The organism is Amycolatopsis balhimycina FH 1894, assembly GCF_000384295.1.
Lineage (GTDB): Bacteria > Actinomycetota > Actinomycetes > Mycobacteriales > Pseudonocardiaceae > Amycolatopsis > Amycolatopsis balhimycina.
In genome coordinates this window covers 10,409,299-10,429,546 of sequence record NZ_KB913037.1, presented here as the reverse complement: position 1 = coordinate 10,429,546, position 20,248 = coordinate 10,409,299, and the positions used below count along the sequence as shown (strand labels likewise).

The 20,248-nt window shown below is 71.5% G+C and carries 17 protein-coding genes; 10 read left to right on the top strand and 7 right to left on the bottom strand.

Annotation, left to right across the window (positions count from 1 at the left end):
• Positions 1–41: 41 nt before the first annotated feature.
• A complete protein-coding gene (locus A3CE_RS0147825; protein WP_020647243.1) occupies positions 42–3,572 on the top strand; it encodes a CHAT domain-containing protein in 3,531 nt (1,176 codons plus the stop codon).
• A 14-nt stretch (positions 3,573–3,586) separates the two neighbouring features.
• Here A3CE_RS0147825 and A3CE_RS0147820 read toward each other — a convergent pair whose 3' ends face one another.
• Together A3CE_RS0147820 and A3CE_RS0147815 are read right to left on the bottom strand one after the other, a co-directional pair.
• Positions 3,587–4,042 carry a dihydrofolate reductase gene (locus A3CE_RS0147820; protein ID WP_020647242.1) on the bottom strand — a complete coding sequence of 152 codons (456 nt, stop codon included), beginning with the start codon at positions 4,040–4,042 and terminating at the stop codon, positions 3,587–3,589.
• Positions 4,039–4,836, bottom strand: a complete 798-nt coding sequence (locus A3CE_RS0147815; protein ID WP_020647241.1) for a thymidylate synthase — start codon at positions 4,834–4,836, stop codon at positions 4,039–4,041. The genes A3CE_RS0147820 and A3CE_RS0147815 overlap by 4 nt, the downstream gene beginning before the upstream one ends.
• A gap of 108 nt (positions 4,837–4,944) precedes the next feature.
• Here A3CE_RS0147815 and A3CE_RS0147810 point away from each other — a divergent pair, with 108 nt between their 5' ends.
• Together A3CE_RS0147810 and katG are read left to right on the top strand one after the other, a co-directional pair.
• Positions 4,945–5,397, top strand: coding sequence for a Fur family transcriptional regulator (locus A3CE_RS0147810; protein WP_020647240.1), 453 nt, complete (start codon positions 4,945–4,947; stop codon positions 5,395–5,397).
• Entirely contained in the window at positions 5,394–7,670 is a 2,277-nt protein-coding gene (gene katG / locus A3CE_RS0147805; protein ID WP_020647239.1) for a catalase/peroxidase HPI, read from the top strand. Before A3CE_RS0147810 ends, katG begins: the two co-directional genes overlap by 4 nt.
• 62 nt (positions 7,671–7,732) lie before the next feature.
• On the opposite strand, the gene A3CE_RS0147800 is transcribed toward katG, so the two are convergent.
• Positions 7,733–8,755, bottom strand: coding sequence for an LLM class flavin-dependent oxidoreductase (locus A3CE_RS0147800; protein WP_020647238.1), 1,023 nt, complete (start codon positions 8,753–8,755; stop codon positions 7,733–7,735).
• Between the two features lie 199 nt (positions 8,756–8,954).
• Between A3CE_RS0147800 and A3CE_RS0147795 the strand changes: the two genes are divergently transcribed.
• Positions 8,955–10,661 carry an alpha/beta hydrolase gene (locus tag A3CE_RS0147795; protein WP_020647237.1) on the top strand — a complete coding sequence of 569 codons (1,707 nt, stop codon included), beginning with the start codon at positions 8,955–8,957 and terminating at the stop codon, positions 10,659–10,661.
• Between the two features lie 93 nt (positions 10,662–10,754).
• Here A3CE_RS0147795 and A3CE_RS0147790 read toward each other — a convergent pair whose 3' ends face one another.
• Together A3CE_RS0147790 and A3CE_RS0147785 are read right to left on the bottom strand one after the other, a co-directional pair.
• Entirely contained in the window at positions 10,755–11,246 is a 492-nt protein-coding gene (locus A3CE_RS0147790; protein WP_026469571.1) for a carboxymuconolactone decarboxylase family protein, read from the bottom strand.
• 102 nt (positions 11,247–11,348) lie between these two features.
• On the bottom strand, positions 11,349–11,579 hold the full coding sequence (locus A3CE_RS0147785; protein ID WP_020647235.1) for a hypothetical protein: 231 nt from the start codon (positions 11,577–11,579) through the stop codon (positions 11,349–11,351).
• 227 nt (positions 11,580–11,806) lie between these two features.
• Between A3CE_RS0147785 and A3CE_RS0147780 the strand changes: the two genes are divergently transcribed.
• The 5 genes from A3CE_RS0147780 (at position 11,807) to A3CE_RS0147760 (ending at position 17,629) form a co-directional block, all read left to right on the top strand.
• Complete coding sequence (locus A3CE_RS0147780) at positions 11,807–13,117, top strand: cellulose binding domain-containing protein (RefSeq protein ID WP_020647234.1); 1,311 nt, start codon at positions 11,807–11,809, stop codon at positions 13,115–13,117.
• 124 nt (positions 13,118–13,241) lie between these two features.
• Positions 13,242–14,240 (top strand): LacI family DNA-binding transcriptional regulator, encoded by a 999-nt coding sequence (locus A3CE_RS0147775; protein WP_020647233.1) that lies wholly within the window; start codon positions 13,242–13,244, stop codon positions 14,238–14,240.
• A 226-nt stretch (positions 14,241–14,466) separates the two neighbouring features.
• Positions 14,467–15,819, top strand: coding sequence for an ABC transporter substrate-binding protein (locus tag A3CE_RS0147770; RefSeq protein ID WP_020647232.1), 1,353 nt, complete (start codon positions 14,467–14,469; stop codon positions 15,817–15,819).
• A gap of 8 nt (positions 15,820–15,827) precedes the next feature.
• On the top strand, positions 15,828–16,772 hold the full coding sequence (locus tag A3CE_RS0147765; protein WP_020647231.1) for a carbohydrate ABC transporter permease: 945 nt from the start codon (positions 15,828–15,830) through the stop codon (positions 16,770–16,772).
• Positions 16,773–16,813: 41 nt separating this feature from the next.
• Positions 16,814–17,629 (top strand): carbohydrate ABC transporter permease, encoded by an 816-nt coding sequence (locus A3CE_RS0147760; protein ID WP_026469570.1) that lies wholly within the window; start codon positions 16,814–16,816, stop codon positions 17,627–17,629.
• Here the strand turns inward: A3CE_RS0147760 and A3CE_RS0147755 are convergent.
• Together A3CE_RS0147755 and A3CE_RS0147750 are read right to left on the bottom strand one after the other, a co-directional pair.
• Positions 17,619–18,431, bottom strand: coding sequence for a helix-turn-helix domain-containing protein (locus A3CE_RS0147755; RefSeq protein ID WP_020647229.1), 813 nt, complete (start codon positions 18,429–18,431; stop codon positions 17,619–17,621). The genes A3CE_RS0147760 and A3CE_RS0147755 overlap by 11 nt on opposite strands.
• Positions 18,424–18,993, bottom strand: coding sequence for a carboxymuconolactone decarboxylase family protein (locus A3CE_RS0147750; protein WP_020647228.1), 570 nt, complete (start codon positions 18,991–18,993; stop codon positions 18,424–18,426). Before A3CE_RS0147750 ends, A3CE_RS0147755 begins: the two co-directional genes overlap by 8 nt.
• Positions 18,994–19,108: 115 nt before the next feature.
• Between A3CE_RS0147750 and A3CE_RS0147745 the strand changes: the two genes are divergently transcribed.
• Positions 19,109–20,203 carry a serine hydrolase domain-containing protein gene (locus A3CE_RS0147745; protein WP_020647227.1) on the top strand — a complete coding sequence of 365 codons (1,095 nt, stop codon included), beginning with the start codon at positions 19,109–19,111 and terminating at the stop codon, positions 20,201–20,203.
• Positions 20,204–20,248: the final 45 nt, after the last annotated feature.

Sequence of the window (20,248 nt, the reverse complement as noted above, 5' to 3'; positions counted from 1 at the left end):
CGCACACGCTACCGTGAACCGGAGAGGGCAGGGGGCCGCGCGTGCACGACGACGTCCGATCGGTGGTCGAGAACTTCGAGTACTCCGGTGACGTCGGTGCCCTTCTCACCGCCGCTCTCCCGGCGCCGTCGGAGTGCCCGCGGAACCTGCTGCCGTACCTCGCGCGGGCGTACTGGCACCGGTACCGCGCACAGAGCGGGTTCGACGGCCTGGCCGACCGCGAAGTCTGGGCGTCCCTGGCCGGCGAGCGGGCCGACCTCGCGGTCGCCGGGGTCACCTCCTCCGACCCGTACTGGGAGCTCATGGCGGCACGGGCCGAGTTCGATGTCCATCAGGACACCGATGCGCTGGTCGCCCTCGTGAACGCCTACACCGCGGCGATGGAATCGGTGGACGACGAGCGGATGAAAGCCGCGCTCACCGTCGACCAGGCCGGGTTGCTGCTTCGGCTCGACGAACTGGACGGCACGAACCGCTACGCCGAGCGGGTGGTCAACGCGCTGGACTGGGCGGTGGCCCGTACGCCCCGGGACGACCCGCAACGCGCCCGCCGGCTGGTCGACCGCGCCCGTGCCCAGGCGAACGCGGGACGGCGGCCGGGTCAGGTGCTCGCCGGCTACCGGGCCGCCGCCCAGCTGGCGCTGCGGGAGAGCCCGGTGTGGCGCGACGTCGTGGTCGAACTCGCCCAGTACGAGGCCGACCTCTACGCGAACGGCGGTGCGCCGATCCACCTGGCGGGCGCGCTCGTCGCGTGCCGCGACCTCGCCGGCGCGCTGGAGCGGGACTTCGGCGACACGGCGGCGCTGCCCGCGCTCGCTCAGCTCGAACACGAGGTCAGCAGCCGGATCGGGCCGGACGTCGCGCGGTTCCTGCGGACCTGCCACCGCGATCCCGATGTGCTGCGGGCGCAGCGAGACAAGCTCGAAGCCCGGAAGCGGCAGGACATCGGGCCGGGCGTGCTGCTGGACCGACGGGACCAGGCGTGGCTGCTCGCGCTCGGCCTGCCGCTGGACCACGAGGGCAGGCTGGACGCGCTGATGGACCTCTACCGCGGGCACAGCGACCTGTGGGTGCTCGGCGGCGACCACGCGGCGATCGGGCTCGCCTACGACACGGTCACCGAAGCGCAGCTCACCACGTCACCCGGCGACGCGGGCAAAGCCCGGTTGCACAGGGCGCTCGCCCACGCCGCGTCGACCTTCGCCGTCCAGACCGGCTCCCCCGACGACGCGAAGATCGCCGTGGACGCGGCCCGCGCCCTGGTGCGGCTGCCGGCCCAGGACGACGGCGAGCGAGCGCTGTGGCTCAGTACCCTCGCGTTCGCGCTGGAGCGGCAGTACGAGCTGGGCGCCAACCCGGCGGCGGGGCGGGAAGCCGTCGCTCTCGGGGAAGAGGCCATCTCGTTGACGCCCCCCGGCGACGAGAATCTCCCCGTGCGCTGGTCGGCGTTGTCCACCGCGGCACGGCGAGTGGCCGAGAACGGGGACCACGAACTGTTCGCGAAGGCCGTGGAAGCGGGCGCACAGGCGGTGCGCACCATTCCCGCGGACGACGTGCGCCGCGTCGGGATGCTCTACAACTACGCCGCCGCCGTGCAGGTCCAGGCGACGAGCATGAAGGTGACGGACGAGGAGCCGTACCGCGAGGCCGAACAGGCCTACCGGGCCGCGCTCGCGTTGCTGCCGGCCGGTCACCCCGACCACCCGCGCATCGAGAGCACGATCGCGGACCTGCTGGGCCGGCGGTACCGGCACTGCGGGCACCTCGACGCGCTGGACGATGCGCTGGAGCTCGCCGAAAAGGCCGTCCGCGAAACGCCGCCGGACCACCATTGGTGGCCGGTGCGGGCGCTCGCCCTGGCCTGGTCGGCTCGGGAGCTCGCCACGTTCGGCGGGCCACGGGCCGGCGAACTGCGTGAGCTCGCCATCACCCACTACCGCTCGATCGGGGCGCACCCGGCCGCCACCGCGCAGCAACGGATGCTGTCCGAAAAAGCGCAGGCCGCGATGCTCGCCGAGGCGGCCCCCTCGACGTGGCTCGACGCGCAGGAACGCGTGATCGCCGCCATTCCGGCGACGGTCAGCCGGGCCCTGCCGTGGTCCAGACGACTCGACGGCGTGCGGCTCGTGGACGGGCTCGCCGACCAGGTGGTGCACGCCGGCGTGCGGTCGGGCGAGCTGGACCGGGCGGTGGCGCTGGTCGAGCAGTGCCGGGCCGTGCTGTTCGGCGACGCGTGGGGGATCCGGCGCGGCTGGGCGAAGCTGCGCGAAGTCCGGCCGCGACTCGCCGACGAGCTCAGCCAGGTGGAGTCGGACCTCGACGAAGCCGACTCGTACGCCGACTTGACGTTCCACATCGAGGTCAAGTTCCAGGACCGGACCTCCGCCCAGGACTGGGACCCGCGGCCTCAGGCCGTGGAGCGGATCAGGCGGCTCGCCGCGCGGCGAGCCGAACTGCTCGAAACCGCACGGGGAGTGCCGGGGCTGGAAAACCTGCTGCGGCCACCGGATCCCGGGCACCTGCGCGAGCGCCTGGCCGGGCACACCGCGGTGGTCGTCAGCGCGACGGGTACCGCGCTCGTCGTCCCCGGCGACCGCGGACTGCCCGTCGAACCCGTGTCACTGCGGCAGCTGAGCGAGGTCACGGTCCGCGCCCAGGTCGGGAAGCTGCGGGCGGCGCTCGCCGCCGCGAAAGACCCGGCGTCCTCGTTCGACCGGCGCGAGCAGGCGCAGCTGGACGTGCACGCCGTGCTGGAGTGGCTCTGGGACACCACGGCGGGCCCGATACTGGACCGGATCCCGGACACGCGGCTGTGGTGGTGCCCGATCGGCGTCGCGGCGGGGCTGCCGCTGCACGCCGCGGGACGGCACCGCGAAGAGGCCGGCCGGACGGTGTTCGACCGGGTCGTCTCCTCGTACACGCCGTCGCTCACCGCGCTGGCCGACACCGTCGCGACGCCCCGGCCGCACCACGCCCGCGCCACCGCGCTCGTCGTCGGTGTGGGCGAACGGGAAGGCGTGCCCGTGCTGCCGGGCGCCCGCGCCGAGGCCGAAGCGGTGGCCGCGGCGCTGCCCGGCTCCACCCTGCTCCTCGACGCGGACGCCTCCGCGGACGCGATCAAGCAGGGACTGCACGAGCACGCGATCGCGCACTTCGCCTGCCACGGCCGGGCGGCCGGCTCCGACCGGCACCGCGACACCGGTGGGCTGGTGATCGCCCACGGCCTGTTCGTGCCGTCGTTCGTGCGCGACCTGCGTACCACGCGGGCGCAGCTGGCGTTCCTGTCCGCGTGCGACACCGCCGGCCCCGACCGGACGCTCCTGGACGAGCCGCTGAACCTGGCTTCGGCGTTCCACCTCGCCGGGTTCCGCGGCGTCATCGGCACGCTGTGGCACACCGCCGACAGCACCGAAACGGCCACGGCGGTCTACGACGCGCTGACCGCGCACGGGAGCCGTCCCGCCGACACCCCGCTGGCGGCCTCCGCGCTCACGGAAACGTTGCGCCACATGAGGGACGCCTATCCGGCCGTGCCGGCGCGCTGGGCCGCCCACGTGCACGTCGGCGACTGAGCGCGGGCCCCGGCTCAGCCCCAGGTCAGGAAGCGGTAGTGCAGACCCGCCGACGACTCCAGCCACTCCCCCACGGAGTCCGCCGGACGCCCCACCTCCGGCGCGTACGTGTCCCCCTCGAAGGACTCCCGGATCTCGGTGACGACGACGCGGTCCGCGAACGGCAGCGCCGCCCGGTACACCGCCGCCCCGCCGATCACCCAGACGTCGTCCGCCGCCGCCAGCGCCGGAGCCAGGTCCGGGAACGTCTCGGCCCCCTCCTGCGGAGTCCGCGAAAGCACCAGGTTCCGCCGCCCCGGCAGCGGCCGGAACCGCGGCGGCAGCGACTCCCACGTGCGGCGTCCCATCACCACCGCCGCACCGGCGGTCAGCTCCTTGAAGTGCCGCAGATCCTCCGGCAGGTGCCACGGGAGCTCGCCGTCGCGGCCGATGACGCCGTTCGCCGCCTGCGCCCAGACGAGCCCGATCACACCGCCACCGGGGCCTTGATGCCCGGGTGCGGGTCGTAGCCGTCGAGCGCGAAGTGCTCGTAGGTGTAGCCGAACAGGCTGTCCGCCGGCTTCAGGCTCAGCGTGGGGAACGGCCGCGCCTCGCGGGCGAGCTGCGTCCGGACCTGGTCGACGTGGTTGTCGTAGACGTGGCAGTCCCCGCCGGTCCAGACGAAGTCGCCGACGCGGAGCCCCACCTGCTCGGCGATCAGGTGCGTCAGCAGCGCGTAGCCGGCGATGTTGAACGGCACGCCGAGGAACAGGTCCGCGCTGCGCTGGTACAGCTGGCAGGACAGCTCACCGTCGGCGACGTAGAACTGGAAGAACGCGTGGCACGGCGGCAGCGCCATCCGCGGGATGTCGGCGACGTTCCACGCGGACACGACGATCCGCCGCGAGTCGGGGTTTTCCCGCAGCGTGTGCAGTACCTCGGCGATCTGGTCGACGTGCCCACCGTCCGGGGTCGGCCACGAGCGCCACTGCACGCCGTACACCGGGCCGAGGTCACCGTCCGGCGCCGCCCACTCGTCCCAGATCGTGACGCCGTGCTCGCGCAGCCACCCGACGTTCGCGTCGCCGCGCAGGAACCACAGCAGCTCGTAGGCGATCGACCGGAAGTGGACTTTCTTCGTGGTGATCAGCGGAAAACCCTCGGACAGGCGGTACCGCAGCTGGTGCCCGAAGATCGACCGCGTGCCCGTGCCGGTACGGTCGCCCTTGCGGGCACCCGTGTCGAGGACGTGGCGGAGGAGGTCTTCGTACTGCGTGTCCGGCATGCCCGGGAGCCTAGCCAGGCCGCTGACTCAGCGTGAACTCCGGATGCCCGACGCGCCGCCCGAACCATAACTTGACCCATTCCAGAAAACGCCCTAGGGTCCCTGGTGATGTCAGACTTCGAAGCGCAGTTGCGGGCGGTCTCGCTGCGGGTCACGCGGCCCCGGCTGGCCGTGCTGTCCGCACTGCGCGACCATCCCCACGTCGACACCGAAACGGTGATCGACCTGGTACGGGCCGAGCACCCGACGGTGTCGCACCAGACGATCTACGACGTGTTGCGGGCCCTCACCGACACCGGGCTGGTGCGGCGCATCCAGCCGGCAGGCGCGAACGCCCGCTACGAGTCACGGGTGGGTGACAACCACCACCACGTCGTGTGCCGCTCGTGCGGGGCGATAGCCGATGTCGACTGCGCCGTCGGCCACACCCCCTGTCTGACCGCCTCGGACGACCACGGTTTCGTGATCGACCAGGCGGAGGTCGTCTACTGGGGCACCTGCCCCGAGTGCGCGGCCGCACGCCCCCGAAATGATTCGCCGCTCCCGGAAGGAAGTAAATGAGCTCCACCCAGGACAACGCCCCGTCCAGCGCGCAGGGCGTGGACCAGAAGGCGGCGGCCGGTTGCCCGGTCGCGCACGACTCGGTGACCTCGCACGGAAGCGAGAGCGAAAACCCGGCGATCGACTCCCCGACGCCGAAGACGGGGGGCCGGCCGCGCACGAACAAGGACTGGTGGCCCAACCAGCTCGACCTGTCGGTGCTGCACGCCCACTCGGCCAAGGGCAACCCGCTCGGCGAGAACTTCAGCTACGCCAAGGAGTTCGCGAAGCTCGACGTCGAGGCCCTCAAGCGCGACATCACCGAGGTGCTCACCACCTCGCAGGACTGGTGGCCCGCCGACTTCGGCCACTACGGCGGCCTGATGATCCGCCTGAGCTGGCACGCGGCCGGCACCTACCGCATCCACGACGGCCGCGGCGGCGCCGGTGACGGCAACCAGCGCTTCGCCCCGCTCAACAGCTGGCCGGACAACGCCAACCTGGACAAGGCGCGCCGCCTGCTGTGGCCGGTCAAGCAGAAGTACGGCCAGCAGGTCTCGTGGGCCGACCTGCTCGTGCTCGCCGGCAACGTCGCTCTGGAGTCGATGGGCTTCAAGACCTTCGGCTTCGGCTTCGGCCGCGAAGACGTCTGGGAGCCCGAAGAGGTCATCTGGGGCCCGGAGGACGACTGGCTGGGCGACGAGCGCTACGTCAGCGAGGCGGAGATGGCGCCCGAGGTCGGCGCGACCGAGATGGGCCTCATCTACGTCAACCCCGAGGGTCCCCGCGGCAGCGCGGACTTCGAGGCGGCGGCCCACTTCATCCGGGAGACCTTCGCCCGGATGGCGATGAACGACGAGGAGACCGTCGCCCTCATCGCCGGCGGCCACACCTTCGGCAAGACCCACGGCGCGTCCACCGCCGACGACCACGTCGGCCCGGAGCCCGAGGGCGCCCCGATCGAGGCCCAGGGCCTCGGCTGGCTGAGCACGCACGGCACCGGCAAGGGCGCCGACGCGATCACCAGTGGTCTCGAGGTCACCTGGACCGACAAGCCGACCGAGTGGAGCAACCGCTTCTTCGAGATCCTCTTCGGCTTCGAGTGGGAGCTCACGACCAGCCCCGGCGGCGGCAAGCAGTACGTCGCCAAGGACGCCCCGGAGATCATCCCGGACCCGTTCGACCCGAACAAGAAGCACAAGCCGACGATGCTCACGACGGACCTGTCGCTGCGCTTCGACCCGGTCTACGGCCCGATCTCGCGCCGCTTCCTCGAGAACCCGGACGAGTTCGCGCTGGCCTTCGCCAAGGCCTGGTACAAGCTGCTGCACCGTGACATGGGCCCGGTCAGCCGCTTCCTCGGCCCGTGGGTCGCCGAGCCGCAGCTGTGGCAGGACCCGGTGCCCGCCGCCGAGGGTGACCTCGTGGGCGACGCCGACATCGCGGCCCTCAAGGCGAAGGTGCTGGAGTCCGGCCTGACCACCGCGGAGCTCGTCAGCACCGCGTGGGCGTCGGCCGCGAGCTTCCGCTCCACCGACAAGCGCGGTGGCGCGAACGGCGCCCGGATCCGGCTGGAGCCGCAGCGCAACTGGGCGGTCAACCAGCCCGAGCAGCTCGGCAAGGTCCTCGAGGTCCTCGAGGGCGTCCAGCGCGAGTTCAACGAGGCGGGCGGCGCGAAGATCTCGCTGGCCGACCTCATCGTGCTGGCCGGCTCGGCCGCCGTCGAGAAGGCTGCGCGCGACGCCGGCGTCGAGACGACCGTGCCGTTCCACCCGGGCCGCACCGACGCCTCGCAGGAGCAGACCGACACCGACTCGTTCAAGGTGCTCGAGCCGCGCGCCGACGGGTTCCGCAACTACCTGCGCTCCGGCGAGAAGCTGCAGCCGGAGGTGCTGCTCGTCGAGCGCGCCTACCTGCTCGACCTGACCGCGCCGGAGATGACCGTCCTGGTCGGCGGCCTGCGCTCGCTCGGCACCAACCACGGCGGTGCCGCGCACGGTGTGCTCACCGACAAGCCGGGCGTGCTCACCAACGACTTCTTCGCCAACCTGCTCGCGCCGGGCACCCGATGGAAGGCGTCGGAGTCCGCGGAGAACGTCTACGAGATCCGCGACGTGGCGACCGACGAGCTGAAGTGGACCGCCACCGCGGTCGACCTCGTCTTCGGTTCCAACTCGCAGCTGCGGGCCCTCTCCGAGGTCTACGCCGCCGAAGACGCCCACGAGAAGTTCGTGGCCGACTTCGTCACGGCGTGGACGAAGGTCATGGAGCTCGACCGCTTCGACCTCGCCTGATCACCGGTTCGTGAAGGCCACCTTGAGGAACTTGAAGTTCCTCAAGGTGGCCTTCACGGCTTTCAGCGCCAGCCCAGCTCCGGGGCCACGTGGGTGAGGATGCTCTCCAGCACGTGGACGTTGTATTCCACGCCGAGCTGGTTCGGGATGGTCAGCAGCAGGGTGTCCGCGGCCTGGACGGCCTCGTCCTCCTTGAGCTCCCGCACCAGTTCGTCCGGCTCGGCGGCGTACGAGCGGCCGAAGATCGCCCGGGTGTCCTCGTCGATCATGCCGACCTGGTCGCGCGAGTGGCGGTCGCGGCCGAAGTAGGCCCGGTCCAGGTCGTTGGTCAGCGCGAAGATGCTGCGGCTGACCGAAACCCGCGGCTCCCGCTCGTGGCCGGCTTCCGTCCACGCCTCGCGGTAGGCCTCGATCTGCTTGCGCTGCTGGACGTGCAGCGGCTCGCCCGTCTCGTCGTCCTTGAGCGTCGAGCTCTGCAGGTTCATGCCCAGCTTCGCGGCCCAGACGCTCGTCGCGTTCGAACCGGAACCCCACCAGATGCGGTCGCGCAGGCCCTCGGAGTGCGGCTCGAGCCGCAGCAGCCCCGGCGGGTTGGCGAACATCGGCCGCGGGTTCGGCTGGGCGAAGCCCTCGCCGTCGAGGAGCTTGAGGAACACCTCGGTGTGCTGCCGGGCCATGTCGGCGTCCGTCTCGCCGTCGGCGGGGTTGTACCCGAAGTAGCGCCAGCCGTCGATCACCTGCTCGGGGGATCCCCGGCTGATGCCGAGCTGGAGCCTGCCGCCGGAGATGAGGTCGGCGGTACTCGCGTTTTCAACCATGTACAGGGGGTTCTCGTAGCGCATGTCGATCACGCCGGTGCCGATCTCGATCTTCGAGGTCCGCGCGCCGATCGCCGAGAGCAGCGGGAACGGGCTGCCCGCCTGCCGCGCGAAGTGGTGCACGCGGAAGTACGCGCCGTCCACGCCGAGCTCCTCGGCGGCGACGGCCAGGTCGATCGACTGGTGCAGGAAGTCCGCGGCCGACCGGGTCTCGGAGTGCGCACTCGCCGACCAGTGGCCGAACGAGAGGAAGCCAATCTTCTTCACGCCAGCTCAAGCGTCCGGCGACCGGGTTTGATTCCCCGGTGTGAGCGGGCCGACCGGTTCGCCGTTCACCGGATCGAAGGAACTCCCCCGGCGAGCCGCGGTTTTCGCGCTGCCCCTCCCCTACCTGCCGTGATTTGATCTTGCCGGCTGGTGCGCGAGGAAGGAAACTGCGGTGCGAACGTCCCGAACTGGGCTGGCGGTGGCCGTCTCGGTCCTGGTGGCGGCCACGGCGCCCGCCGCCGCGACCACGCCCGATCCCCTCGCGCCGTACCTGACACAAAAGGTCTCCTGGGGCGCCTGCCCGTTCAAGCAGCGGGACCAGTCGCCGTCCGCGCAGTGCGCGCGGATCACCGCCCCGCGGGACTGGGCGGCCCCGGCCGCCGGTCCCGAGCTCCAGGTGGCGATCAGCCGGGTCACGGCCACCGGGGACCGGCGGGGCGCGATCCTGCTGAACCCCGGCGGGCCCGGCGGCCAGGGCACCTCGCTCGCCGGCGCGCTGGCCGGGCTGGAGCCGTCGGTGCGCGAGCACTACGACTTCGTCGGCATGGACCCCCGCGGCACCGGCCAGGAAGGCGGCACGGACCCGGGGTTCGTCTGCCGGGTGCCGCTCGGGCGGCTGCCCGCCGACGACGGCCTCGACGCCCGCGACCGCTCGGCCGGCAGCATCGCGCTGCACCAGCGGACGCCGCGGGTCCTGGCCGAGGCGTGCCAGAGCGACGCCCTCGCGCCCTACATCACCACCTGGCAGACCGCGCACGACATGGACCTGATCCGCGCGCTGCTCGGCGACGAGAAGCTGAACTACCTCGGGTACTCCTACGGCACCTGGCTCGGCGCGAAGTACGCATCGCTGTTCCCCGAGCACGCCGGCCGGATCGTGCTCGACTCCAGCGTCGACTTCGAAGGCCGCCTGCAGGCCGCGTTCGAAGCGTTCCCGAAGATCGACCAGCGCCAGTTCGACCGCGTCTACGCGCCGTGGCTGGCCCGCCGCTTCCCGGACCAGCTGGGCAAGACCGCCGCGGAAGTCCGGGCCAAGTGGGAGCGGCTGCGCGCCTTCTTCAAGGGCAAGGGCGTGCCGCCCGACGTCTTCGACCACATCTTCGTCGGCAACGGCAGCGGCCGGCAGTGGCTGGCCGGCGCGCTGGTCCTCACCAAGGGCGCGGCCGCGCTCGACGGCACCGCCAAACCGCCACCCGCCGCGCTGAAGGACGACCTCGACCGCGTCTCGCGCGCGGTCTTCGGCCGCCCCACGGAGAAGCTGACCGCCGCCGACGTGGCGGCGGCCGCGCCGGAGCTCCGCCGCACTCAAGAACTCCGCCGCACTCAAGAATTGGAGCCCGACTACGCCGACGTGCCCGGCACCCGGTTCGCGGTGGCGTGCGGCGACCAGCCGGCCCGGGCGGCGACCTGGTACAAGCTGCTCAGCGACCTGCAGGGCCCGGCCTACCCGCTGTTCGGCTGGGCGTACGGCCTCAGCGAGCCGTGCGGCTTCTGGTCCGACCTCCCCCGCCACGAGCTGCCGGAGCTGCCGGTGCGCGCGGCGAAGAACGTCCTCGTCGTCCAGGGCGAGTTCGATCCGCAGACCGGCTACGAACAGGCCGAGACGGCGGCGAGGGCGGCCGGGGTCCCGATGATCTCGGTGGCGGATTCGCCGTTCCACGGCCAGTACGCCGTCGGCGGCAATTCCTGTGTGGACGATCTGGTGAACACGTTCTTCCTCGGGACCACGCGTCCCGCGGCCACCGTCTGCCCCGGCGTCCCGCTGCCCGGGGAGAACAAGGTCTTCCCGGTGGAGGGCCCGGCCGGCGAGCCGACCGCCCCCTCCGAGCCGGCGCCGCGTGACGCGCATTCGCCGACGCGCCAACGGCTTCAGGACACCATCAGCTCGGTCAACCGCGGGGACTGAGCCGGCCCGGAAAGCGACACTCCGGCTAAAGCCGTGAATGGCACATTGAGGGACTTGAAGTCCCTCAATGTGCCATTCACGGCTTTTCGGTGCTCACGCCTGTTCGGCGAAAGCGGCGAACATCCCGGGCTCGTAGGAACCGCCCTTCTGGTGCACGATCACGGCGAGCCGGTTGGCCGCGTTGATCAGGGCGACCAGCGCCACCAGCGCGGCGACCTGCTCGTCGTCGTAGTGTTCGCGCACCCGGGCCCAGGTCGCGTCCGACACGCCCTCGCCGGCGTCCGCGAGGCGCGTGCCCTCCTCGGTCAGCGCGAGCGCGGCTTCCTCGGCCGCGGTGAACACGGTCGACTCACGCCACGCGGCGACCAGGGCGAGCCGGACCGCGGTCTCCCCGGCGGCCGCGGCGTCCTTCGTGTGCATGTCGATGCACCAGCCACATCCGTTGATCTGGCTGGCCCGCAGGCTGACCAGTTCCTGCGTGGCCTTCGGCAGCGGCGACCGCGCGACCACCTGGCCGAGGTTCGCGAACCGCTTGGTGAGCCGGGCGCCGGTCTCGGTGGCGAACAGGTCCATACGGGGTTCCATGGCTTCGTCCTCACTCTGTCATCGGGTTCGACGCCCTGAAGACACCGGCTCGGCAAAGCCTGTGACAGCTCGCTTGTGTGACGCGGACCACGGCTCCCCCGGCTACCCGCGGCCGAGCAGCCTCCCGACGAACCGGCGGCGGCGCGGCCCGGGGATGGGCGTGGTCCCCGCCCGCAGGACGATCTCCAGCAACGCCGCTTGCTGTTCGGCGGCGGCTCGCACGTAACCGGGCGAAGCGGTCACAGCGCGGCGAAGGTCGTCAGGGTTGGCCGTGGCGGTGTCGAACCCGGCGACCCGGGTCACGTCGATCGGGCCTCGCCACTGGTGCTCCACGCGAACGTTCTCCTGCTTTCCGGGGTGGGCTGTCGATGCTCTCGTTATCGCTCCGTTACCGCCCGCGCGTTACCGGTTCCGCGTCACTCGGACAGGTGAGACTTCGCCTTCGCGGCGGCTGATTGACAACCACCGCGGCGCGGAGGAATCTGGGAGCGCTTCCAGACCGAGCGCTTCAGACACCGACGTCCGATGGGGTGCGCCCGTCGAAAGCGGAAGGAGAGTCCATGGGATCCGCCTCCCGCCGGATCGCCGGGCGGCCGGCCGTCCTCGCCGCGGTCGCCGCGCTCGTGCTCGGTGTTTCCCTGCTGTGGCCGTGGAGTTCGGGTGCCGCGCCGGCGAGCCCGGTGACCGGCAACGCGACCCACTTCGACGGGCTCGGTGCTCCCTACGGCGGCTGCGGGCTGCCCCAGGAAGTGCTGGACGCACCGGATTTCGTGGCCCTCAACGTCTACAACACCCCCGGCGACTACTCCTTCTACCCCCGGCCGCTGCCGCCTTCCCAGGCCGCCAAGATCGGCCTGTGGGACAACGGCCGCAACTGCGGGCGCTTCGTGCAGGTCACGATCGGCGACTACTGCACCGGGGTCAACGACGGCGCGCCCGGGCAACCGTTCTGCCGCAACGGTTCCTGGGTGTCCGACGGTTACGCCGGCGCCCAGCTGACCATGGTCGTCGCCGACAGCTGCGGCGACTCGAACGCCTGGTGCCGCGACGATCCCGGCCACCTCGACCTCTCGACGGCGTCGCTGAACCGGTTCGTGAAGAACGGCGTGCCCGTCGGCGACATGAACCCCGCGCACTGGAACAACCGGCGGATCTCGTGGTCGTACGTGCCACCCCCGAACTACACCGGCGACCTCAAACTCGGCTTCCTCCAAGGCTCACAGCGGTACTGGACGGCCGTCGCCGTGTCGCACCTGCCCAACGGCGTCCACGGCGTCGAGTACCTCGGCGCGGACGGCACCTGGCAGCAGGCACAACCGGACAGCGACATGGGACAGGCCTTCTTGATCGGCCCGACCGCCACGGCGGGCACCGCGTACGCGATCCGGGTCCGGGACGCGAGTGACGCGCTCGTGAACAACGGCCGCGTCTACCGCTTCTCCCTGCCGGACCAGTGCCTGTCGGGGTGCGCGGCCGCCTACACCGCCACCGGCTACACGACCGACCCCGGCAACCCTGCCACGACCACGACGCCCACCACACCGGCCACCACCACGAGCACGCCGCCCGGCGCGTCGTGCTCGGTGACCGCCGCGGTCACGACGACCTGGAGCGGTGGCCACCAGCTGGAGTTCACCGTGCGGAACACCGGCTCGGCCGCGCTGTCCGGCTGGACGACCACGTTCACGTTCGCGGGGAGCCAGCAGCTGATCAACACCTGGAACGCGGTGCCGACCCAGACGGGCCACGAGGTGCGGGCGGCCAATCAGACGTACAACGGGACACTCTCCGCCGGGGCCACGACGACCTGGGGCGCCGTCGTGAACGGCGACGCCCAGCCGTTGTCCGGGCTCGGCTGCACCGCGCGGTGACCTCCGCTCAGCGCACCGTCGCCCAGAACGACACCGGTGCCGCCGCGCCGCGGGCCGGGCCGTAGGTCATCCACTGGCGACCGAGGCCGTAGGCTCGTCGTCGGATGCGGAGGTAGGTGACGGTGTGACTGGGCGTGAACGTCTGCCGCGGATCAAGCGCGCGACGATCGAGGACGTGGCCCGGGAAGCCGGGGTGGGTCGTCAGACGGTTTCACGCGCTCTTCGCGACCTGCCGGAGATCGCGCCGGAAACCCGGGAACGCGTGCTGGCGGCCGCGACGCGGCTGGGGTACCGGCCGAGCGCGCTGGCCAAGGGCATGCGCACCCAGCGTTCGGACGTCATCGCCCTGGTCGTTTCCGACATCGCGAACCCGTTCTACCCGGCGGTGGCGCGCGGGGTGTACGACGCGGCCGAGGCGGCCGGGTGCAGCGTCGTCCTGTACAACACCGACGCCGATCCCGGCCGGGAACGCGACGCCATCGAGGACGCCCTCGCCCGCTCCGCGCGCGGAGTCGTCGGCTTCTTCTACGGGACACCCGAGGACGTCCTCGCCGACTACGCGCGCTCGGTGCCCCTGGTCGTCGCCGACCGCGAACTGTCGACGGACGTGGCGGCTTCGGTGAGCAACGACTTCGCGACCGGGACCGCGGCCGCTGTCGACCTGCTCGCGCGACGGCCGGACGCCTGCCTCGGCATGCTGGCCAGCTCGGTCGGCGTCGCGGTCGACGAACGGCGGCTGGCCTTCCTCACCGCCTGCGCCGCGCACGGGTTCGGCGACGTCTCGGCGCGGATCGTGCAGGGGCCGCCGAGCATCGCGGGCGGCACCGAGGGGACCCGCCAGCTCCTCGACGCGTGGCCCGAGGTCAACGGCATCTTCGCGTTCAACGACCTGATGGGGATCGGAGCGGTGCAGGCGGTGCTCGCGCGTGGCGGCGCGGTTCCGGCGGACTGCGCCGTGGTCGGGTTCGACGACCTGGAGATGTCCGCCTACCTCAACCCGCCGCTCAGCACGGTCCGGATCGACAAGTACGACCACGGGCGCGCCCTCGTCAAGGCCCTGCTGGCGGACACGGCCGACCGGATTTCGCTGCCGGTCTCGTTGATCACCCGCGCGACCGCCTGAATCGAACCCGTCGACACCCCTCTTGACGGCATCGCCCCGAGATGCGCATACTCCCCGGGAGCAGCGGCCGGGAACATTCCCGGGAACGTTCCCGGGCCCCACGGGACACGGACACGGGAGACCACGGCATGAGCGGCGAGCACGCAGGCAGGCCCGAGCTCGGCGTCCGCCTCACCACGACGCCGGATCTCGGCTGAAGCCGCCACCCCCGAAAGGACCGAACGCAATGGTGCGTACTTCTCCCTCGACAAGACGGCTCCGCCGGCTGGGGGCCGTCCTGGCCGCGGCCGGGCTCGCGCTCGCGACGGCCGCCTGCGGCAGCACCGACGCCGCGGCGCCGGCCGCCGCGGCCTGCGCGCCGACCGGCGGCAAGGTCGAGCTGTCGTTCTGGTCCTGGCTGCCCGGCATCGACCAGGCCGTCGCCCTGTGGAACCAGGGCCACCCCGACATCCACGTGACCGTCGAGCAGACGCCCCAGGGCAACCAGGGCACCTACAACAAGATGTTCACCGCGCTGAAGGCGAAGCAGGCACCGGACCTCGGGCAGGTCGAGTTCGACTCGCTCCCCGGCTTCCGCGTCCAGCAGGGCCTGCAGGACATCTCGGCCTGCCCCGGCGTCGCGGACGCGAAGTCCAAGTTCGTGGACTGGACGTGGGCGCAGGCCTCGGTCGGCGGCGACGGCGTGTTCGCCGTCCCGCAGGACACCGGTCCGATGGGCCTGTTCTACCGCAAGGACCTGTTCGAGAAGTACCACGTGCCGGTGCCGACGACCTGGGACGAGTACGCGCAGGCCGCGAAGACCCTGCACGCCGCGGACCCCAAGCTGACGATCACGCACTTCCCGCAGAAGGACGTCAACTGGTTCGCGGGCCTGGTGTGGCAGGCCGGCGGGCACTGGTTCACCCAGGACGGCCAGCAGTGGAAGGTGAACCTGACCGACCCGGCCTCGACCAAGGTCGCCGGCTACTGGCAGAACCTGCTTTCGCAGGGCCTGGTGTCGAACTACCAGGGCTTCTCCGAGTCCTGGAACAAGGCACTGGACTCCGGCCAGATCGCCACCTGGACCGGCGCCGTCTGGGGCGTCGGCACGATCGCGAAGTCCGCGCCTTCGACCGCCGGGAAGTGGGCCGTGGCGCCGCTGCCGCAGTGGGCGAAGGGCGAGCAGCGCTCCGGCAACTGGGGTGGCTCGACCACCGCCGTGTTCGCCGGGACCAAGCACCCCGCCGAGGCGGCGCAGTTCGCCCTGTGGCTCAACAGCGACCCGCAGGCCCTGGCCGTCCTGACCGCCCAGGCCGGCATCTACCCGGCCACCGTCGCCGCCCAGGAGTCGGCGAAGGCGTCGCCGGAGAACACGCAGTTCTTCGGCGGCCAGGACGTCAACGCGGTGTTCCGCGAGGCGGGCAAGGGCATCAGCCAGGACTTCACCTGGGGACCGTCGATGGAACAGACCTACGCCCACGTCCGTGACGGCTTCGGCGCCGCGCTCGCCGGCAACGGCACGCTCGGCAAGGCGCTCTCCGATGCCGGCGCGGCGACGATCACCGACCTGCAACGCCAGTCCATCCCCGTGGCGAAGTAAGGACGACGATGGTTGTCGCAGCGTCCGAAACCGTCGCCGGCGCGCCGGCCCGCCCCAGGGTGGCGCGCCGGCGACGGGCGAGCAGCAGCACCCGCGCCGCCTGGCTGCTGCTGGCTCCGTTCCTCGCCGGGTTCGCGGTGTTCTACGTGGCCCCGGTCGTCGTGGCCGTGGTGAAGAGCTTCACCGCGGTCACGAGGACCTCGACCTACGGCCGTCCCGTCGAGGTGTTCGCCGGGCTCGGCAACTACACCGCGGCCCTCGGCGACAGCGGGTTCGTCGGCTCGATCGGGCGGGTCCTGCTGTTCGGCGTGATCCAGATCCCGATCATGCTCGGCCTCGCCCTGCTCCTGGCGCTCGCCCTGGACTCCGCGGTCGTGCGCTTGCGGCGGTTCTTCCGGCTCGCGTTCTTCCTGCCGTACGCCGTGCCCGGCGTGATCGCCGCGGTGATGTGGGGCTTCTTCTACGCCCCGAACCTCTCGCCGATCAACCAGCTGCTCGACCCGGTCGGGCTTCACCCCGACCTGCTGTCCGGCAAGGTCATCCTGTACTCGATCGCGAACATCGTCACCTGGACGTTCACCGGCTACAACATGCTGATCCTCTACTCGTCGCTGCAGGCGATCCCGCCCCAGCTCTACGAAGCGGCCCGGCTCGACGGCGCGTCCGGCTGGGCGATCGCCTGGCGGATCAAGGTGCCGGTCATCGCGCCGTCGCTGGTGCTGACCGGGGTGTTCTCCATCATCGGCACGTTCCAGCTGTTCACCGAACCCCAGGTGATGGCCGGGGTCTCCAGCGCGGTGTCGTCGGCCTACACCCCGTCGATGGCCGCCTACGCCCAGATTTCCGCCCAGAACTACGGCCTCGGCGCCGCGATGAGCGTGCTCGTCACCCTGCTCATCGCCGTCCTGTCCTGGCTGTTCTTCCGGATCACCCGAGCGAGGGCCGCCCTGTGACCACTCACCCGAACACCCGGCGCCCCACCGGATCCTCGGTCGTGGTGACCACGGCGATGTTCGTGGCCGCGGTCTACTTCCTGCTGCCGGTGGTCTGGCTGGCCATCTCGGCCACGAAGTCCGCGTCCGGCCTCTCGACGACGTTCGGGCTCTGGTTCTCCGGCAACCACTTCGGTGAGAACCTGCGCGACACCGTCACGTTCGGGGACGGGCTCTACCTGCGGTGGCTGGCCAACAGCGCCCTGTACTCGGTCGTGGGTGCCGCGGCCGCCACCCTGCTTTCGGCGATGGCCGGGTACGCGCTGGCCAAGTTCACCTTCCGCGGGCGGTCGTTCACGTTCTCCACCGTTCTCGCCGGGGTGCTCGTCCCCCCGACCGCGCTCGCCGTCCCGCTGTTCCTCATGCTCGCCGGAGCGGGGGTGACGAACACCGTGTGGTCGGTGCTGCTGCCCAGCATGATCAGCCCGTTCGGGGTCTACCTCGCCCGCGTGTACGCCGCGGCGTCGGTGCCCGACGAGCTGCTCGAGGCCGGCCGCATCGACGGCGCGGGGGACGTGCGCATGTTCTACACCGTCAGCCTGCGCCTGATGGCGCCGGCGCTCGTCACGATCTTCCTGTTCCAGTTCGTCGCGATCTGGAACAACTTCCTGCTCCCCCTGGTGATGCTGACCAGCGACCGCCTGTACCCGGTGACCCTCGGCCTGTACACCCTCAACACCCAGATCAGCCGCGACCCCGACCTCAAGGCCGTCGTCGTCACCGGCTCGCTGCTGTCCATCATCCCGCTGATCCTGGCTTTCCTGGCGCTGCAGCGGTTCTGGCGCACCGGGCTCGCCGCCGGCGCGGTCAAGGACTGACCGCGCCGGGCTCGGCGAGATCCCGGGCGTGGGAGCGCGTCTCCTCGTCCATCGGGAAGAAGCACTCGATGCGCAGCTCCTGAAGGGTCACGTCCTGCGGGGTGCCGAGGGTGGTCACCGTGGAGAAGTAGGCGAACCGCCGGTCGCCCCGCGCGTACCGGATCGGGACGATCGGCAGCGTCGGGACCGTCGCGTCGAGTGAACGCAGGCCCGGCGGGACGCCCGGGTAGGCCAGCACCTCGTCGAGGATCCGCCGGGCCCGCTCGTCCTCGACGCCGCCGACGGCTTCCCGCCTCGCCCGCCGCACCAGCGCTTCGGCGACCTCCGGCCAGTTCGTCACGTGCGGCCGCACGCCGTCCGGGTGGAACATCCGGCGCAGGACGTTCGCCGGGCCCGGCGGGCTCGCCGGCTGTCCACTTCGGAGGAACGCGAAGAACCGGCGGGCGGCCGAGTTGGCGTGGCGGATGTCCCAGCCGCGGTCCATGACCAGCGCCGGGAACGGTTCCTGCTGGGCGAGGATCGTCTCCAGGGCGGCACGGACCGCGGACAACGACGGCGCGTCCAGTTCCGACTCCGGGTACTCCGGGGAGAACCCGGCGCTGAGCAGCAAGGTGTTGCGTTCGCGGAACGGGACGTCCAGCACCTCGGCGAGTTTCAGCACCATGGCCCGGCTGGGGTTCGCCCGGCCGGTTTCGACGAAGCACAGGTGCCGGACGGACACGGCCGCCTCCGCCGCCAGCGCCAGCTGGCTCAGGCGCCGGGCGCCACGCCAGTGTTTCAGCAACACGCCCACGTCAGCCACCGGTCGAGTGTCCCGCGGTCCAGGCGTACGGCGCCACCGCGTCCTCCAGCGGTGGCCGGGCGACGTTGGCGGTGTAGTTCGTCATCACCGAGATCGCGATGCCGGTGACGACCTCGAACACCTGCTCGCCGGTGAAGCCGGCCGCTTCGAAGGCGGTCACCTCGGCCTCGCCGATGTGCCCGCGCCCGGCGATCAGCGACCGCGTGAACGCCGAAAGCGCCGCCATGCGTTCGTCGCCGGGAGCCTCGCCCCGACGCAGCGCCTCGACCACGTCCGGTTCGACACCGTCCGCGAGCGCCTCCAGGGAATGGAACGCGACCGCCCACTCACTGCCGTTGGCGACGGCGTTCGACAGGAGCAGCACCTGCCGTTCGGCCGGCCCGAACGTGCCGGTCCCCCGGAAGTACCCGAACGCGGCGAAGAAGGTGTTGAGCAGCGCCGCCGAGTTCGCCATCAGGCCCGCGGCGGCGGGCACGAACCCGAACGCGCCCTGCAGGACCTCGAGCGGCTCCCTCACGGCTTCGGTGGCGGTAGCGGCGGTGTGGATCCGGTAACTGGTCATGGCCCGAGCTTGCGGCACCGACGTCATCGAACCAATTCCCTCCGAGGTAAACGCCCCGGCGAGCGGGCGGAATAACCTGTTGGTGTTCGGGGGAAATTCGGGTTAGGTACCGCCCATGGCCCAGACGCGGGGTACCTGTGACGAGCGGTTCGAAGCGGTGCGGGCGGCGCTGGAGGCGTCCCTGGACGGACCGGACGTCGGAGCGTCGGTCGCCGTCTCCCTCGACGGCGAGCCGGTGGTCGACCTCTGGGGCGGGTACGCCGACGCCGACCGCACCCGGCCGTGGGAGCGGGACACGATCACCTGCGTCTTCTCGACCACGAAGACGATGACCGCGCTGTGCGCGTTGATCCTCGCCGATCGCGGCGAGCTCGACCTGGACGCGCCGGTCGCGCGGTACTGGCCCGAGTTCGCGGCCGCGGGCAAGGAAAAGGTGCTGGTGAGGCACGTGCTCGGCCACACATCGGGCCTGTCGACGTGGCAGGAGCCGCTGCGGCCGGAGCAGCTCTACGACTGGCCGGTCGTGACGAGCCTGCTGGCCGAGCAGGCGCCGACCTCGGAACCGGGCGTGGTGGGCGGCTACCACGCGGTCACGCAGGGGTACCTGATCGGCGAGGTCGTCCACCGGATCACCGGCCGCGGGTTCGCCGCCTTCTTCGCCGAGGAAGTCGCCGGGCCGCTGGGCGCCGACTTCCACATCGGGTTGCCCGCGGAGCACGACCACCGGGTCGCCCCGATCATCCCGTCCCCGACCCGCGCGCCGGAGATCGTGGCGCGAGGCCCGGGAAACCCGCCGCTCGATCCCGAAATCGTCAACACCGAGGCCTGGCGGCGGGCGGAAGTCCCGTCGGCGAACGGGTTCGGCAACGCACGGTCGGTCGCGGCGGTGCAGTCGGTCCTCGCCTGCGGCGGCCAGGCAGGAGGAGTGCGGCTGCTCTCCCGGGCGGGCTGCGAGCGGGCGCTGGAAGAACAGTTCCGTGGCGAGGACGAGGTCCTGGGCGCGCGGATCCGGTACGGCATGGGCTACGGCGTGCAGGGCCGGACGTGTTCGTGGGGTGGCTGGGGCGGTTCGATCGTCACGACCGACCTGGACACGCACCTGACGGTGGCGTACGTGATGAACCAGATGGTCGAGCAGGGACCGCTGGGCGACGACCGCGGGCTGGGCATCGTGATGGCCGCTTACGAAGGGCTGGGAAACGCTCTCTGAGCACGCTCACGCACGCCGTTCGGCGCAGCAACCGACAGTGATCGC

Excerpts from the sequence above, each read along its gene's own strand:
- A3CE_RS0147815 (WP_020647241.1), bottom strand. The coding sequence starts at position 4,836 with ATGCCGGACACGCAGTACGAAGACCTCCTCCGCCACGTCCTCGACACG.
- A3CE_RS0147810 (WP_020647240.1), top strand. The coding sequence starts at position 4,945 with ATGTCAGACTTCGAAGCGCAGTTGCGGGCGGTCTCGCTGCGGGTCACG.
- katG (WP_020647239.1), top strand. The coding sequence starts at position 5,394 with ATGAGCTCCACCCAGGACAACGCCCCGTCCAGCGCGCAGGGCGTGGAC.
- A3CE_RS0147790 (WP_026469571.1), bottom strand. The coding sequence starts at position 11,246 with ATGGAACCCCGTATGGACCTGTTCGCCACCGAGACCGGCGCCCGGCTC.
- A3CE_RS0147780 (WP_020647234.1), top strand. The coding sequence starts at position 11,807 with ATGGGATCCGCCTCCCGCCGGATCGCCGGGCGGCCGGCCGTCCTCGCC.
- A3CE_RS0147770 (WP_020647232.1), top strand. The coding sequence starts at position 14,467 with ATGGTGCGTACTTCTCCCTCGACAAGACGGCTCCGCCGGCTGGGGGCC.
- A3CE_RS0147765 (WP_020647231.1), top strand. The coding sequence starts at position 15,828 with ATGGTTGTCGCAGCGTCCGAAACCGTCGCCGGCGCGCCGGCCCGCCCC.
- A3CE_RS0147750 (WP_020647228.1), bottom strand. The coding sequence starts at position 18,993 with ATGACCAGTTACCGGATCCACACCGCCGCTACCGCCACCGAAGCCGTG.
- A3CE_RS0147745 (WP_020647227.1), top strand. The coding sequence starts at position 19,109 with ATGGCCCAGACGCGGGGTACCTGTGACGAGCGGTTCGAAGCGGTGCGG.